Annotated in this window: 14 protein-coding genes; 5 read left to right on the top strand and 9 right to left on the bottom strand. The window is 67.1% G+C overall.

Features of this window, described 5'->3' with window-relative positions; translation table 11 throughout:
- The first annotated feature begins 24 nt into the window (after positions 1 to 24).
- On the top strand, positions 25 to 3,354 hold the full coding sequence (locus tag VN11_RS11460; protein ID WP_053449807.1) for a hybrid sensor histidine kinase/response regulator: 3,330 nt from the start codon (positions 25 to 27) through the stop codon (positions 3,352 to 3,354).
- A gap of 4 nt (positions 3,355 to 3,358) precedes the next feature.
- Here the strand turns inward: VN11_RS11460 and VN11_RS11465 are convergent, their stop codons facing one another.
- Complete coding sequence (locus VN11_RS11465) at positions 3,359 to 4,033, bottom strand: response regulator transcription factor (RefSeq protein WP_040007687.1); 675 nt, start codon at positions 4,031 to 4,033, stop codon at positions 3,359 to 3,361.
- Between the two features lie 129 nt (positions 4,034 to 4,162).
- Here VN11_RS11465 and VN11_RS11470 point away from each other — a divergent pair, with 129 nt between their 5' ends.
- Positions 4,163 to 5,797, top strand: coding sequence for a fatty acid--CoA ligase (locus VN11_RS11470; protein WP_053449808.1), 1,635 nt, complete (start codon positions 4,163 to 4,165; stop codon positions 5,795 to 5,797).
- Between the two features lie 45 nt (positions 5,798 to 5,842).
- On the opposite strand, the gene VN11_RS11475 is transcribed toward VN11_RS11470, so the two are convergent.
- Positions 5,843 to 7,090: a hypothetical protein gene (locus tag VN11_RS11475; protein ID WP_053449809.1), complete on the bottom strand. Its 1,248-nt coding sequence runs from the start codon at positions 7,088 to 7,090 to the stop codon at positions 5,843 to 5,845.
- Between the two features lie 147 nt (positions 7,091 to 7,237).
- Here VN11_RS11475 and VN11_RS11480 point away from each other — a divergent pair, with 147 nt between their 5' ends.
- The gene (locus VN11_RS11480; protein WP_053449810.1) at positions 7,238 to 8,167 is read left to right on the top strand and encodes a DUF6708 domain-containing protein; all 930 of its coding nucleotides are present in this window, start codon (positions 7,238 to 7,240) and stop codon (positions 8,165 to 8,167) included.
- Here VN11_RS11480 and VN11_RS11485 read toward each other — a convergent pair whose 3' ends face one another.
- From VN11_RS11485 to VN11_RS11495, 3 genes are read right to left on the bottom strand one after another with little or no spacing between them, the layout of a single operon-like run.
- The gene (locus VN11_RS11485; protein WP_148564971.1) at positions 8,168 to 8,521 is read right to left on the bottom strand and encodes a hypothetical protein; all 354 of its coding nucleotides are present in this window, start codon (positions 8,519 to 8,521) and stop codon (positions 8,168 to 8,170) included.
- 11 nt (positions 8,522 to 8,532) lie between these two features.
- Positions 8,533 to 10,014, bottom strand: a complete 1,482-nt coding sequence (locus VN11_RS11490) for a hypothetical protein (RefSeq protein WP_053451309.1) — start codon at positions 10,012 to 10,014, stop codon at positions 8,533 to 8,535.
- A gap of 40 nt (positions 10,015 to 10,054) precedes the next feature.
- Positions 10,055 to 11,629 (bottom strand): S15 peptidase family protein, encoded by a 1,575-nt coding sequence (locus VN11_RS11495; RefSeq protein WP_053449812.1) that lies wholly within the window; start codon positions 11,627 to 11,629, stop codon positions 10,055 to 10,057.
- 493 nt (positions 11,630 to 12,122) lie between these two features.
- On the opposite strand from VN11_RS11495, the gene VN11_RS11500 reads away from it, so the two are divergent.
- A complete protein-coding gene (locus tag VN11_RS11500) occupies positions 12,123 to 12,863 on the top strand; it encodes a DNA/RNA non-specific endonuclease (RefSeq protein ID WP_053449813.1) in 741 nt (246 codons plus the stop codon).
- Between the two features lie 106 nt (positions 12,864 to 12,969).
- A complete protein-coding gene (locus tag VN11_RS11505; RefSeq protein WP_053449814.1) occupies positions 12,970 to 13,665 on the top strand; it encodes an HAD family hydrolase in 696 nt (231 codons plus the stop codon).
- 7 nt (positions 13,666 to 13,672) lie between these two features.
- Here VN11_RS11505 and VN11_RS11510 read toward each other — a convergent pair whose 3' ends face one another.
- From VN11_RS11510 to VN11_RS11525, 4 genes are all read right to left on the bottom strand, one after another.
- Complete coding sequence (locus VN11_RS11510; protein ID WP_053449815.1) at positions 13,673 to 13,903, bottom strand: hypothetical protein; 231 nt, start codon at positions 13,901 to 13,903, stop codon at positions 13,673 to 13,675.
- Positions 13,900 to 14,325 carry a VOC family protein gene (locus VN11_RS11515; protein ID WP_053449816.1) on the bottom strand — a complete coding sequence of 142 codons (426 nt, stop codon included), beginning with the start codon at positions 14,323 to 14,325 and terminating at the stop codon, positions 13,900 to 13,902. Before VN11_RS11515 ends, VN11_RS11510 begins: the two co-directional genes overlap by 4 nt.
- Positions 14,326 to 14,335: 10 nt before the next feature.
- Positions 14,336 to 14,806, bottom strand: a complete 471-nt coding sequence (locus VN11_RS11520; protein WP_053449817.1) for a helix-turn-helix domain-containing protein — start codon at positions 14,804 to 14,806, stop codon at positions 14,336 to 14,338.
- A 68-nt stretch (positions 14,807 to 14,874) separates the two neighbouring features.
- A complete protein-coding gene (locus tag VN11_RS11525) occupies positions 14,875 to 16,230 on the bottom strand; it encodes a sigma-54 interaction domain-containing protein (protein WP_053449818.1) in 1,356 nt (451 codons plus the stop codon).
- Between the last annotated feature and the right edge of the window lie 63 nt (positions 16,231 to 16,293).

A 16,293-nucleotide genomic window follows, 5' to 3' on the forward strand; every position in this document is an offset into this window, starting at 1 on the left:
CGGCTCCCTGCCTACACTGGAGCGATGTTGACGCCTACTGTCGTCCTGTTCGCCTGTATTGCGTGGACCGTACTGCTGTTTGGCGTGGCCCTCTGGGGCGAGCGCCAGGGGCACCGGCTGGCGCGCGCGTGGCCGGCCATCTATGCGCTGTCGCTGGCGGTGCACTGCACCGCATGGACCTACTACGGCGCCGCTTCGCAGGGCCTGCAATGGGGCTTTCCGATTCCACCGACCCTGGCCGGGATGGCGCTGATCTTCGCCTTCGGCCTGCCCTTCCTGGTGCGGCTGGGGCGCCTGGCCAAGCAGCACAACAGTGCCACCATCGCCGACCTGGTGGTGGCCCGGCTGCGCGCAGATCGCGGCCTCGGCTTCACCATCACCCTGGTTGCTCTGTTCGGCATCATTCCCTACATCGCGCTGCAGCTGAAAGCCGTCAGCCAGGGACTGGGGGCATTGCTTGGCGATCGCTTCGCACCGGCCGGCACGCACCTGGACATGTCGTTCTGGTTCGCGTTGACGATGGCGGCCTTCACCCTGCTGTTCGGCGCGCGCAAGGCGTCGGCCACCGAACCGAACCGTGGCATCGTCGTCGCGCTGGGCCTGGAATCACTGTTGAAGCTGGCCGCGCTGCTGGCCATTGGCCTGTATGCGGCATTGTCTGTGCACCGGTCCGGCATGCCGCTGCTGGACAGGATGGCGCAGCTGCCGCCACCGGCCATCGTCCCGGACTACCTCACCATGGTCGCGTTGGGCGCGATCTCTGCCTTCACCCTGCCCCACCAGTTCCATGTCGGGGTGGTGGAACTGCGCCAGAGCTCGGACCTGAAAACGGCGCGCTGGATGTTTCCGGTCTATCTGCTGCTGATCGGCCTACCCTCGGTGCCCATGGCACTGTCTGGAGCCGCGCAGCTGCCGGCGTCGGTGACGCCCGACCTGTACGTGCTGGCCTTGCCGCAGGCCGGTGGCCACCACCTGCTGGCGCTGCTGGCCTACCTGGGCAGCCTGAGCGCAGCAACCGGCATGATGATCCTGTCCGGGCTGACCCTGTCGATCATGCTCGGCAACCACGGCTTCGGTTCGCGCCTGATCAGTGGCTTCGAGGGCGGCGTGGCGCATGCCGACCTGCGTCCGCGCGTGCTGGCGTTCCGCCGTGCCGGCATCCTCGCCGTGTTCCTGATGTCGTGGCTGTACAGCCGCGCGATGAGCGATACCGAGGCGCTCAGCGATTTCGGCCTGATGTCCTTCACCGCGCTCTCGCAGCTGGCACCGGCGGTGCTGCTGGCGGTGTACCGCCCACGCACGCCCTCGCCGGCCATCGTCGCGGGCATCGTACTGGGTTCACTGGCCTGGTTGTGGCTGGTACTGCTGCCGATGGTGCTCCCTGCGCCGGCCGCCAGCGCCGAGGGCCTGCACTGGCTGACGGTGGTTTCGCTGCGGATGCAGCCCGGCCATATCGCCATCAGCATGGGCGCAAGCCTGGCGGTCAACCTGCTCACCGTTGCCCTGGTATCGAGGGCCGTGCGCCCTTCGCTGCCGAGGCAGCGCGACGCGGTGGCAGCGGCCTCGCTGCGGAAGACGGCCGGCCGCTTCCTCGGCCAGGAGCGTGCGCGCCAGTTGCTGGCAGGAGATGCGGGGCAGTTGCTGGATGACGACCGGGTCACTGCCGTCGAACGTGAGCTGACCGCCGTGGTCGGCGCCGGCATGGCGCGCCTGCTGGTCGAGGCCGCACGCGACGGGGGCGCCGCGCCACTTGAAGCGGTGACCCGTGCCGTCGGCGAAGCGACCCAGGTGCTGCGCTTCAACCAGCGCCTGCTGGAAGCGGCGCTGGAAAACATGAGCCAGGGCATCAGCGTGGTTGACGCGCAGCTGCAGCTGGTGGCCTGGAACAGCCGTTACGCTGCATTGTTCCGTTTTCCACCGGAGCTGTTGCAGGTGGGACAGCCGGTGATCAACCTCACCGCCTGGGCATTGGCGCAGCTGAAGATCGGCGAGGGCCCCGCTGACTCTCCGCAGCAGGCACTGCAGCGTCGCGTCGCGCACATGCAGCGCGGCACCCCGCATCTCTCCGAGCGGGTCTTCCCGGACAACACCATCGTCGAGATCCGCGGCAACCCGATGCCCGGTGGCGGCTACGTAGCCACCTTCACCGATGTCACCGCGTTCCGCCGCGCCGAGGATGCACTTAGGCGCAGCAACGAAACACTGGAGCGCCGCGTGCAGGACCGTACCGCCCGGCTGCAGCAGGCGGTACAGGACGCCGAGCGCGCGAACGCGGCCAAAACCCGCTTCCTGACGGCCGTCGGCCACGATCTGATGCAACCCCTGCACGCCGCACAGCTGCTGACCGATGCCATGTCGCAGCACATCGAATCCGGGTTCCTTGACAGTTTCCTGCACCAGATCCGCGGTGCGCTGGATTCCACCGATGACCTGCTGTCCGGCCTGCTGGACATCTCCCGGCTGGAAGCCGGCGGTCTGGTGGCCGATCCGCGCCCGTTCGCACTTTCAACCGTACTGGACCCGCTGGCGCAGGAATTTGCGGTACTGGCGGCGGCGCGCGGCCTGCAGTTCCGCTACCTGCGCACCCACGCCTGGGTGCATAGCGATCCGCTGCTGCTGCGCCGCGTGCTGCAGAACTTCCTGGCCAATGCCATCCGCTACACCCGGCACGGCGGCGTCCTGCTGGGCGTGCGTCGCCAAGGCCAATGCCTGTCCATCGGTGTGCACGACACCGGGCCCGGCATCGCAGCCGAGCAGCAGGCGGTGGTGTTCGAGGAATTCCATCGGGTGGACCGCAGCAATGGCCAGGGCCTGGGGTTGGGGCTGACCATCGCGCAACGCATCGCGGCCCTGCTGCACGCACCGTTGCAGTTGCGCAGCGTGGTCAATCGCGGTTCGGTGTTCTCGGTCAGCGTGGCGCGCAGTGCAGCACCGGTGGCACCGCGGATCGAACCGCCTGCCAACGCCGGCAGCACCCTCAGGGGCACCCGCGTCCTGGTGGTCGACAACGATGCCGACGCCCTGGCGGCCATGCAGCAGCTGCTGCTGTCCTGGGGCTGCGATGTCATCGCCCTGCACGGCGCCGAAGGCATCGATGCGTCGGCGCACGATGCGGCACTGTGGCTGTTCGACTACCACCTCGATGACGGCGATACCGGCGTGGCACTGTTCACGCGCCTGGCTGCAGCGCACGGGCCACGGCCCACGGTGATCCTCAGTGCCGACACCGGCGCCGAGACCCGTGAGGCGGTGCGCGGCGCGGGGCTGTCATTGCTGAGCAAGCCCTTCAAGCCACTGGCGCTGCGCTGGGCGATCAACCACCTGCTGGCCTCTGCCGCAGCGACAGCGCCCTGAGCGGTCAGCGCTCCGCTGCGTCTTCGATCTGCCGAGAGGGATCGGCCAGCCCCATTTCATGCAGAACGCGGATCGCCTGCGCCCGATTGCGGACTCCCAGCCGCTCCATGATCCGTGTCATGTGCGCCTTGACGGTGCGCAGCTGTACCCCGAGCCGGTCGGCAATCTGCTTGTTGAGCAGGCCTTCGGCCACTAGGCTCAGTACCCGGTACTGATGCGCCGACAGGCTGGCCAGGCGCGCGGCCAGGTCGGCATCCTTGCTGAACGCCGCTACCCGGGCCACCGGTTCGCGCAGCAGTGAAGGTATCCAGCGTTCTCCTTCCAGCACGGACTGCAGCGCAGACTGCAGTTCGTTCAGGCCTGAACTCTTGGGCAGATAGCCGGCGGCGCCGAGGTCGATGGCACGGCGGATTACCTGCGGCTCTTCATTGGCCGAAACGATGATGATCGCCAGCCCCGGCTGCAACGCGCGCAGCGTGGCCAGTCCGGCCAGGCCGTGGTTGCCCGGCATGTGCAGGTCCAGCAGCATCAGGTCGATCGGCTGGCGCTCAAGCACGTCGAGCACGCCCCCCAGTGAATCGGCTTCACTGATCTGCAGGTCGGCCACGGCCTCTTCGGCCGCGCGATGCAGGGCCGCGCGGAACAAGGGGTGATCGTCGGCGATGAGCAGGGTTGGCATGTGCAGGCGAGAGTAGCAAATCGTCCCCCCTTGGGCAGGCGTACCTAGGTACGCTGGCGCCGCGTCGGCGCGCGGCTAGTGTGGCGGTATGAAGGGCGGCCACCGATACGTCGTCCACGAGGACACCCCATGTCATTCCCCCCTGCTGCCGGCGCCTCCACCTGTCCGCTGCTGATCAAGCAGCTGCTGCACACGCCACTGGTGGTGAACCCAGGCCAGGAGATCGTCTATGGCGATTCGGTCCGCTTCGACTACCGGACGCTGCAGGCACGCATCGGCCAGCTGGCCGGGCTGTTGACCTCGCTCGGGGTCAGGCACGGCGATACCGTGGCAGTGATGGACTGGGACAGCAACCGTTACCTGGAGGCCTACTTCGCCGTGCCGATGATCGGCGCGGTGCTGATGATGGTGAACGTGCGCCTGGCCCCCGAACAGATTGCCTACACGCTCAACCACAGTGGCGCGCGGGTGCTGCTCGCCCATCGCGAGTTCCTGCCGATACTGGACGGCATCGACGAGCAGCTGCCGGATCTGCGCACGCGCATCCTGCTGGAGGATGCCGTCGGCCCGTTGCCGCAGGGTTTCGTGACCGAGTACGAGGCCGGCCTGCGCGCCGCCCCTGCAGTCACGCAGTTCCCGGACTTCGATGAGAACACCCGTGCCACGATGTTCTACACCACCGGGACCACCGGCCTGCCCAAGGGCGTCCATTTCAGCCACCGGCAACTGGTCCTGCATTCGCTGACCGGCATGGCCGCGCTGGGCAGCGCAGCCACCCAGGGGCGCCTGCATCGCGGTGATGTCTACATGCCGATGACTCCCATGTTCCATGTGCATGCCTGGGGCCTGCCCTATGTGGCCACACTGCTGGGCATCAAGCAGGTCTACCCGGGGCGCTACCTGCCTGCCAACCTGCTGGCACTGATCGCGCGCGAGAAGGTGACCTTCTCGCACTGCGTACCGACCATCCTGCACATGCTGCTGGAGCATCCCGCTGCGGCGGACACCGATCTGGCCCACTGGAAGGTCATCATCGGTGGGGCGGCCCTGCCGCGTGCACTGGCACAACGGGCACTGGCACGCGGCATCGACATCTTCGGGGGCTATGGCATGTCGGAGACCTGTCCGCTGCTGACCGTCGCCCAGATCGACGCCGAGGCCGTGACCGATGCGGATGAGGTTCTCTCGCTGCGCACCAAGGCCGGCATACCGGTGCCGCTGGTCGAGCTGCGCATCGTCGACCCGGACATGAACGACGTAGCCCACGACGGCATCGCCACCGGCGAGGTGGTGGTACGCGCGCCCTGGCTGACCGAAGGCTACCTGCACGACCCGGCAGCGTCCGAGGCGCTGTGGGCGGGCGGCTACCTGCATACCGGGGATATCGGCAACATCGACGGAGGTGGCTACCTGCGCGTGACCGACCGCATCAAGGATGTGATCAAGACCGGCGGCGAGTGGATCTCCTCGCTTGCCCTGGAGGACATCATCGCCCTGCACCCCGCGGTCAGCGAAGTGGCCGTGATCGGGATCGCAGACACCAAATGGGGCGAGCGGCCGCTGCCGCTGGTGGTCAGGAAGGTCGGCAGCGACGTCACGGAAGCGGAGATCATTGACCTCGTCGCCGCGCGCAGCCGCTCGGGCGACATCTCGCGCTATGCGATTCCGGAACGCGTCAGCTTCGTGCAGTCCATCGAGCGTACCAGCGTGGGCAAGATCAACAAAAAAAAGCTGCGCGGGATGCATGATCCGGGGCGACCCTGACCGGGCGGGGCCAGAGTGTGCCCCGCCAGCGCACTGGCACCGATGCTATTCGCCCCGGAAGCGGGGCTCTCTTGGCTCAGGCAGAAGCGGTTTCGGTCCACTGCTGGCGATCGAGAGGATCGGAACATGACCTCCCCCACTCTTGTCCGGCCCGGGCATATCGTCCGGCGGCAACCACCCGCCATACTCGATATCGAGCTCCCGGCGCAGCCTCTGCTGGATCTGGGCGAGATGATTGACGAATGCCGAACGCTCAATCGCCCGGTGGAAGAAGTGCGGCTCGTGGTCGTAGTCAAACGATGCAGTGAACGCCGCACTGCGAAAGTGGCGATCAATCTCCTTCATGATCGCCAGTTTGAGCAGGGGCTGGATACCCAGAAGCGTACTTATCTTCGCACCGCGCGAAGTGGGTTTCAGCACGTTCGTACGGGAGGACAGGAATGTGTAGCTGGATTGCGTGGCCGCCCCCAGCATGGTGGTTAGAAAGCGCGACCAATGGTCGTCGCCACTCACCGTGCCGGGCGTGAAGTGTTCACCCACGGTGCCAAGGAAGAAATGCTCCAGTACCTCGGCAAAGTCCTCGTTGCAGGCAATGTTCGTGACCGGTGGGGTCGGCTGGACCTGTCCGCATGCCCATGTTGTCCTCGGCGTCCCCTTCCCGCCATCAGGCGGATAACGTGATGCATCAAAAGCCGCCGTGGGCGCAGCAAGCGGTAATACCGCCGGATGCGGGTGGGCCTGGCCATCAAAGATGGCCACATACTGGCCAAACCTGCCCAATGGATTGGAAAGACTGAAGTCCCAGGGTTGCTCCACGCCCCCCGTCGGCGTCGGGTCCGGACAGTGGCCGAGGCGACCGTCACCGTGAAAACGCGGCCAGTCCTTGTACAGGAGATACTGGATCTGCGGCTTGCCTTCCGAGATGTCGCCGCTGTCCGGATGCTTGTTCCTCTTGGCCTGCAGGAGCAGCGCCCGCCCCTCGACGGAGTCGGTTGTCGTAACGAAGTGCTGCCGCACCAGCAGCAGATCGCCGATCTCCACCGCACTGCGGCCTTCAGGCGTCACCAATGGGGTCTTGTGGGTGAAAATGCTGTTGACCTGTACGCTTGCGCTGCTGCCGAGCGCGCCCTGAAGGCTGGCTTCGAGCTGATTCTGTATGGATTCATCGAGAAACGCCGAAACCAGCCCGGGTTCGTCGGGAATGTTGGATGCGCTGGGCGAGTCTCCCGCGCCCTTCCAGGCCAACGCATGAGACAGGTTGATCAGGTCGCGAAGTTCCTGCTGAAGCGCCATGACAGCATCCTTGTTATCGATTCGGGAACGCCAACGCACTGAGTCTCCCGGGATACGCCCTTCAACGCAAGCCGCTGGAAGAGGACTGCGCTTCGCTTTCCGGCCGCGCTGATGAACTGGTTAGAATCCACGCAGCAAGGAGCGACCATGGACTTCACCGGCTTCACCTCGAGGTTTCCGAGCAACCGTCCCCTCGCCGCGTTCGATCGAGAGCATCGGCTGCGGCAGAAGACGCGTCTCGACGTGCCTCTGCTGGCCCAGCTCTGCGTCGTGAAGATGAACTCGAACTGCCTGGTCTCAGTGGATCGGTGGTACGGCCCCCGAGGCTTTGTCGCCCTGCTGGATGCGATAGGCGTGGCGTTCGGAGTTGGCGGCATGTCGATGCTGCTGTGGCTGCTGGTCGTGGAGAAGCTGCCCAACGAGAATGGCCTCTGGGCAGCCGTGTTCATCAGCATCGCGATGCTTGCGGTGTTCACTGCAGCAAGTGCGTGGGTAGCGTGCCGCGAACTGTTCCGCTGGACCTACTACCCCATCGTGCTCGACCGCAAGCATCGCCAGGTTCATGTGTTCCGGTTGGACGGGACGATCCTCAGCGCGGGATGGGACCAGATCTATTTCACCTTGGGCCGCGGAACCGGAACCTTCGGCTGGCGCAACTGGGATGTCCGCGGCCTGATCCTGGACGCGGACGGCGCGACGGTCAGGGAAGCATTCGCCTTCTGCATCGCCACCTCCCGCATCAAGAATGCGCATGCGCACTGGGAATTCCTGCGGCGCTACATGGAGGAAGGGCCGGCGGCGGTGCTGGATGCGGTGCAGTACTGCATGCCGGTGGACGGCAAGCGCGAGAGCCTTGCATTCTGCAAGGAACGCATCTTCGCCGCTGACGCGCAGATGCCTGCGGTGATGTGGTTGACCATGCTGCCGTTCAACCACCTGCACGCGATGATGCGCTGGGCGGTGATGCGGACCAGCAGGATTCCCATGTTCCCGCCGGACATCGAAGCGCGATTGCAGCCTGAGCCCGGCGATGCCCATGTGCGCGACGCATCAATGAATCCGCCGGACCTGCGCTGATCACCTCGCCAGTGGCGAGTCAAAGCCCGCAATGAAGCTGACTGCGCTGAGGCACGCAGCAAGCAGCATCACCAGAACGAACCCGATCCGGCGCACCCCGGCCCACCATGCAATCGCCGCAACCACCGAGCTGCCCAGCAGTGCCGCCAATGCCGCGCACGCCAGCAGGATCGGCAGCATCATCATCACCCCCATTCCGCCATATATCCCACCGGGCCTGGCCAGTGGCAGGATGGCGCTGCCCAGGTAGATCAGCAGGGCCACGCCGAACAACGCGGCGAGTGTCAGCATCCAGCGACGCAGCGCCCTGCCCTGGGAGGGCGTGGTTGCAGGATCAGGGCTTGGAGTGTTCAAGCGGTGGTCTCCTATGGTGGGCCCACTGGACCGGGCCCGCTGTTCTGTTGCAGCGAAAGTACCCACGCTTCCAGCGCCGGCGTATACCGCATGTCGCCACCATAACGGCGATCCGGTGCGTGAGGCTCGTTCGAACCGCGCACCCGCCCACGGAACACCTTCATCGGTACCGAGATCCGGGCCAGCCCGCTGGGCAGCATGTCGGGCCTGACATCCATGTACAGGCTGTCGGCCGAGGTCTCGACACCCACCTGCACCGCACCCAGGCGCTTCCACAGGTCCAGCGCATCCAGGCAGGCGGAACCACAGGCGGCATCGGCCACGATCACCACCCCGCCCGCGCGCACGGGTGCGGCGGGCGCCGGCGCCGCACTCGCCTTGGCCTCCGACGGCTCACGCCACAAGGCTTCCCCCCGCCCTCGCGCCTGCGCCATTCCCGCTGTCACGGTTTCCAGCATGCGCAGCAGCTCCGGCGACGCATCGGGCGCCTGTTCCAGCTTCTGCAGGAAGCCGCGCAGCTGCGCGATGTTGGCATCCGACGCCCGCCATTCCACCCAGCTGTGGTCCGGCAGCGCATCCACGGCAGCACGCCCCCATATCAATCGCGCCAGCTCGATGCTCCACTGCGACGCGCCACCGGTGTTTCCGCGCACATCCAGCACCACCAGCGGCGCCTGTTGCAGTGGTTCGGGCACCCGCGCAAGCGCTTCAAGCAACGCTGTCAGTTCCTTGAAATTCTGCGCGGCCGGATCGGCATTGAAGCTGCTGGTGGTGATCCAGTAGCCGCCCCCGGGCAGGGCGCGCCAAGCGTTGGCCGGCCGGAAACTGCGACGGGTATCGGCCAGCCGCTGCGTACGCTGCGCTGGATCGAGTGGCGTCCATTGCAGCGCATACGCCGTCTCACGCCCATCGGCGCGGAACTCGCAGCGGCGCGGCGTGGGCAGGAAGGGATTGCCCTGCTCCAGCAGTACTTCGCCACCGCCCTGGATGCGGCTGGCCTGCAGGTTCCAGCGCCCACTGAAGTCGCCCACCCGACGCGCGGCAAGCGTCGCCGCATCGACGCCGTCACAGGACAACAGTTGTGCACCCAACGGCGGATGGCCTGGGCCATCGTCCACGCTCATGATCACCTGCACGTCGCCGTCGAAGCCGGTCAGGAAGCCCGGCCACCGCGTCGGCAGCGCCGGCGCAGCGGCACGCGCGTTGAGGCTGACATGGCCATCATTGAACGAGGCCGCGTAACCCTTCATGGCCCACCAGTAGCCGGCGAAGCTGTCGACCGTGTCCGCGCGTGACCGCGCAAGGGCCAGCGCATCCCGCAACTGGAGGACGAATCCCGGGTTCTGCCGGTCCACCGTGCCAGGATGACTGCCGCGCATCGCCGCGTCGGCAGCCTCCAGGTCCGTCAACAGCGTGCCCCGCCAATCCGTCGCTGCGCCTGCCGCGCCCGGCGCAACAAGTACCGCGGCAAGCAGCAGCCGCGCGATGGTCATGGGTCCACCGGTCATGGGTCCATCCCTGCCCTGGCCAGTCTCAATGCAACGGCACCTTCAGCATCGAGGGCGCGCCGGCCGGCGAGCTGAAGGTCACCGTCCCCCCCAGCTGGCTGATGCCGGCGTAGCGCAGGTCCACCGTGTCGACCACCAGGGTCAGGCGGCTGCCTGCAGGCAGGTTCCAGCTGCTCGCCTCCAGGCGCAGGTCGAGCGTCTTCGGTTGCCCTGGCGTGGCGCCACGCAGCGTGTACGGCTTGTGGCTGATCAGCTGGCCATTGCCCAGCACATCCTCGGCGTACAGGTAGGCATACAGCGTGGTGTTGGCACGACTGGGGGTGACGGTCAGGCGCACTTCCGGCGCGCCATCCAGGCGTCGTGCGCTCCACTGCACCGGCCCCTGCCAGACCCCGGCAGCACTACGCCCGACAAACGGCACGTAGGCACCCGGCGGCAGGTTGATCATCTGCAGCGCGCCGGAGGCCATCGCCACGCCGGAGTTGGCCGCGGTCAGCAGCCCGCTGCCGATGCGGTAGTTCCAGCCGGTCGTGCCGCCCTTCTCCGCCAGGCCGCCGGTCGGCAGCAGCAGGCCCGAAGGTGCGGTCAGCCCGTAGCTGACGGCACCGTCACTGGTCGCCTTCCAGTCCGGATAGCGGCTCCAACTGCCCTTCTGTGACTTCAGCTGCACTGCCGGTTGGCGATCAATGCCATTGGCCACCGCCTTCAGGTAATGATCGAACCAGTCGCCCACCTGGTCGTAGACCTCGTTGGGAATGCCCAGTGCCCCGAATGCTTCGTTGAGCGCATGGTCGCCGTGGCGCAGCTGCAGCTGCTTGGGGCCCTTCAGCCGGTTGAAGAAGTCCACCAGCTGGCCCGGCGGGAACAGGCTGTCGTTGAACGCATTGGCCAGGAACACCGCCGGCTGGTTGGCGTTGATTTCGTCGATGCTCGCCGCAGGACTGCGCTGGGCCGCCACCGGCAGCAGCGAGTCCACTGCGCCCTGGTAATTGCCGACCAGCACATTGCGGTTGATGGTGGCCAGCTCTGCCCCCGGGCGCCCGGTGGCCAATCCGGCCGCCACCAGCAGGGCAATCCCCTGCGCGCTGGGGGTGTCGTTGCTGTACAGCGAGGCCTGCAGATCGGCCCAGCCGCTGAGCGCGGCCACCGCCTTGATGCGCGGATCGCGTGCCGCTGCCAGCAGGCTGGTACCGGCGCCGTAGGAGATGCCCGAAACGCCGATCCGGGACGGATCGGCGCGGGTGTTGTCCAGCGCCCAGTCAATCAGCGCGCTGACATCCTCGACCGTGGCCGGCCCGGCGATGTCGATGCTGCCGCCGGACTCCCAGAAGCCACGCGAGCTGTAGCTGATGACCACATAGCCACGCCGTGCCAGCGCCTGCGCCACGCCCACGTACTCGACGCTGGGCACGGCCCAGCTGCTGGGCATCACCAGCAGCGGGTAACGGCCGCTGCCCGCATCCTGCGGTTCGATGACGAAGGCCCCGAGAGGCGTTCCATCCCAGCTGGGAATGGTCCGGTGGGTGGTCTTGACCGTGGCGGCCCAGGCGCTGGGGGCCAACCCGGTCAGCAGGAGCAACAGCAGCAGAACCTTGCGCATCGTCGTCTCTCCCCGTCGGTGGTGGTGCAACGGCTCGGACCGTACCAGTGCGAATGGTGGCTGGCACCTTGCGACGCAGCATGACGCTTGCTGCTTCGCCTGCCGCTCGGAGCACTGCTGATCGCGCCGGGTCCCAAGCACGGATCGACGTCATGAGGCGGCACCTCTTCTGCCTTGCGGCACGGGCGCCATCTGCCCCACATACCGTGATGGCAGGCAACGCGACGCCCTAGCACGCCCGCGTTTCAGCTACGTCCTCCTCCATCTGACGCATCGCCAGTGCTTGCGCGCTGTCACAGCTTCGTCGTTTCGTCATTGACCGAAAGACGCCAGCTTGTGACGCTTACGACACCGCACGGCCTCCGCGGCCCTGTCATCGCGGTCACGTCTCACCGCAGTCCGCAGCACCCCTTTCCGCAACCGATTCCCCGACCTCGCACCGGCCTGGTCGTGGCGGACGGCTGCGCCCTGAATCTTCTGCTGGAGCACCGCAATGCGCCTTGCAAGCTTCTTCCTCGCGTTCGTCCTCAGCGCCTTCGCCGGCGCCGCCCAGGCCCAGGTCGTCACCCTCAACAAGGGCGGCTTCGTGCTGACCTACGACTGCAGCATCCACAGCGCCACCCGCTACGAATACACGCTCACCGCCGATACCGGCTCTGCCGCGCGTCCGTCCAGCTTCTACAAGGACCCGGACCTGCCGGCCGGCTGCCTCGGCCAGACCAGCACCGCCTCGTATGCCAGCATCCGGTCCGGCTATGACCGCGGCCACCTGGTGACCTCCAACCACATGGACTACAACGCGACCTACATCCGCCGCGCCAACTACATGACCAACATCGTGCCGCAGGTGTCCAGCTTCAACCAGGGCATCTGGGTGAAGGCCGAGAACGTGGCCGAGTGCTACCGCGACATCGCGCCGGTGGATGTCTACGGCGGTGTGGTCTACGGCGACGCCTCCAACGACTACTTCCTGTCCAGCCACGGCATCCCGACGCCGGAATTCTTCTGGAAGACGATCATCACCCGCGACCCGAACACCGGCACCGCCAAGGCGATCAGCTGGATCATCCCCAATGAAGCCAACCTGGGCAGCCTGGACAGCTACCTGGTCACCATCGCCGACCTGGAAGATCTGCTGGGTGCCAGCTACGTGGCCATCAATGCGCCGGCCTCGCTGAAGAACATGCTGCCGGCCACCACCTGGCCGCAGCCGGCGGGCTGCGACCTGAGCTGATCGGCCCGCCGCGTCGAGGCACCCTGTGATCGTCGGGTGCCTCGTCCTCGCCGCTATGGGAAAATGGCGGATACCCGCGCCCAACCGCCTGCCCCAGGAGCTGTAGATGTCCCGTTTTCCCTTCGATGCCGTGCTGTTCGACTGTGACGGCGTGCTGGTCGATTCCGAGCCGCTGGTGGCCCGCGTGCTCTCCGAAATGCTGACCGAGCGTGGCTGGCCGCTGACCCCGGCACAGGCGGGTGAAGTCTTCCTCGGCCAGTCGGTGGCCCATCTGGCCGGCTTGATCGAGGAACGCACCGGCAAGCCGTTCACCGAGGAATGGCTGGAGGAATTCCGCCTGCAGCGCAACATCGCGCTGGAGCGTGACCTGCAGGCCATCCAGGGTGCGCCGGGGGCGGTGCGCGCGATCGCGGCGGCCACCGGCGGCCGGATCGCCTGTGCCTCCGGTGCCGACCTGCACAAGGTGCAGCTGCAGCTGGGCAAGGTCGGCATCCTCGATGCCTTCGGTGACCACGTCTACAGCGGCCAGGACATGCCGAACACCAAGCCGCACCCGGATGTCTACCTGGCGGCCGCCGCTGCACTGGGCGTGGACCCGAAGCGTTGCGCGGTGATTGAAGACACCGTGACCGGCGCCACCGCGGGTGTGGCAGCGGGCGCCACCGTGTTCGGCTTCAGCGAAGGTGGCCCGCACCACAGCACGCCGGAGGCGCTGCGCGCGGCCGGCGCCCAGGTCATCTTCCAGCGCATGGAAGACCTGCCGGCCCTGCTTGCCGGCTACGCGATCGACGCGGTCGCCTGATCCACGCTCAGCCCGCAGCGCCCAGCGCGGCGCTGCGGCGCCTTACTGCGTAATGCAGCGCAAACAGGTACAGGCCGGTGAACAGCTGCAGGAACAACGGGGGTAGCGGCGAGTAGGTGATCCACGCCGCAGGTTCACCCTGCCCCATCGCGCGCGCCACAAAGTTGGCGATCACCGCCAGGGTGAACACGATCGAGGTCCAGCGGTGCACCGGCCGCGCCCAACCACCGCGACTCATTGACGACGCCTCGCTTCGGAGCGGGCTTCAATCATCTTCCAGCCGTTCCCGGACGGATCACGGAATCCGGCGTCGATGGCGCCGAAGCGCTCGACCGGTGCCTGGATGAACTCCACGCCCTTTTCCTGCCATTGCGCATAGCGTGCCTGGCAGTCGTCCACCGCCAGCACCAGCGGTGGCATCGCCCCCTTGGCCACCAGCTGCTGCAGCGCCTGCGCCGTCGCCGCGTCATGGGTCGGCGGGCCGGGAACGAACAGGCCAAGCTGGAAACCGTCCTGGCCGGGGCTGCGTACCGTCAACCAGCGGTAGCTGCCATTGCGCACGTCGGTGTGCACCTCGAAACCGAGCGTGCCGACGTAGAATTCGAGTGCTTCATCCTGGTCGCGTACATACAGGCCGACCGTGTTCACGGTATTCGTCATGGGACCTCCCTCAGGTGCGGTCCACGTTAGCAACGGCCTGGCGGCGGCGCTTCTCCAAAACTGCGATGTTGAGGTCAGGCCGCTGCGCCGCACGGGCATGGCACTCGGGTACGCTCTCCGCCGCGGCGTGCCCGGCGTGCCCGGCGCGCTCGCGGTCACGCACGTTGCCCGGGCTGTCGCCGGTGATGTCGCGGAAGATCCGGCCGAAGGTCCCCAGGCTGGTCCAGCCCGTCTGCGCCGCGATCTCGGTGATCGCCAGCTCGGTGTCGCGCAGCAGCGCCACCGCCCGTTCGATGCGCCGGCTGAGCAGGTAACGGTGCGGTGGCAGGCCGAAGGCCTGCTTGAACGAGCGCGCGAAGTGGGCGGGGGAAACCGCGCTGACCTCGGCCAGGCGGGCAACCGGCCAGTCTTCATGGCTGGCCCGGTCCATCCGGTCCTTGGCACGCAACAGGCGGCGCAGCAGTTCGGGGCTCTGGTTCATTCGCGCAGGGCAAGGGCGGCGGTCGTTGGCCGCAGACTGGGTGGTACGGGCGGCGGCGTCAACCCGGCTCAGCGCTGTGCCGGCAGCTCCAGCCGGTGCTTGCGGCAAAGGCGGTACACCGTCACCCGCGAGATCTGCATCTGCCGTGCGCACTCGGACACGTTGTAGCCGGTGTGGCGCAGCGTCTGCAGCAGTACATCGCGTTCGGCCTGACCACGCGCATCATGCAGCATCGCGCTGGGCAGCGCCTCGGCCGGTTCGCCCAGTTCAAGGTCACGCTCGCTGATCAGCTCGCCCTCGGCCATGATCGCCGCCCGCTGCACGCGGTTGAGCAGTTCACGCACATTGCCAGGCCAGCCAAAGCGTCGCATCGCCTGGCTTGCTGTGGGCGAGAAGCCGCGTGCGCGCACCGTGTGACGCCGCCGGAAGCAACGCAGGAAGTGCTCGGCCAGCAGCAGCACATCGGCGCCGCGCTCGCGCAGCGGTGGCATCAGCAGGCGCAGCACGTTGAGCCGGTAATAGAGATCGCTGCGGAACCGTCCCTGCGCCACGGCCTGTTCCAGTTCCACGTGGGTCGCGGCCAGTACGCGGACATCGGCACGCAGCGACTGGCTGCTGCCGACACGCTCGAACGTCCCCTCCTGCAACACCCGCAGCAGGCTGGTCTGGGCCTCGGCGGGCAGATCGCCCACCTCATCCAGGAACACGGTGCCGCCCTGCGCGGATTCGAACACGCCGATCTGGCGCTTGTCGGCGCCGGTAAAGGAACCGCGCTCGTGCCCAAACAGTTCCGACTGCACCAGGTTGGCCGGAATCGCACCGCAGTTCACTGCGATGAAAGGCTTGCCGGCACGCCCGGACAGCGCATGCAGCGCATGCGCGGCCAGCTCCTTGCCGGTGCCGGTTTCGCCGGTGACCAGCACCGGCAGCTCCACCGGTGCGAACTTGTGCAGCACCGTGCGCACCGCATGCAGCGCCGGGCTTTCGCCGATCAATGCGCGCGGCCCCTGCCCTGCGCAGGCCTCGTCGGTGGGCAGATCATCCGCATCGAACTGGCTGCGCATCGCGCAGACCAGGTCCTGCAGGCCGAATGGCAGGGTGAACCGTGCAGGACAGTGCTGCAGCACGGGCAACCATGCCGACGGTGTGGCACCTGCGCCTGGCGGCAGCACAGCCAGCCAGGGCAGATGCCGGTGCTGTTCGATCCATGGCGCGAGCAGCTGCAACGCCGTTGCGTCCAGGTGGCGAAGATCGATCACGGCCAGCAATCGATCACGGCCACGCAGCCCGATCGCCATGGCAGGGTCAGGTTGAATGCTGCGCACATACCAACCGGCGGCCGCGAGCGCACTGCGCTCATTCGGCAGCGGCTGGCCAAACCACAGCACACAGCGCGAGCTTGAAGCTTCCGGGACCGCCGCCATGCTTCCCCCAGCATCCGGACACCGTCGGCGGGCTGTCAGTCGATCGCCGGCGTGCCGCCCTCC

It is taken from the genome of Stenotrophomonas maltophilia (genome assembly GCF_001274595.1).
GTDB lineage: Bacteria > Pseudomonadota > Gammaproteobacteria > Xanthomonadales > Xanthomonadaceae > Stenotrophomonas > Stenotrophomonas forensis.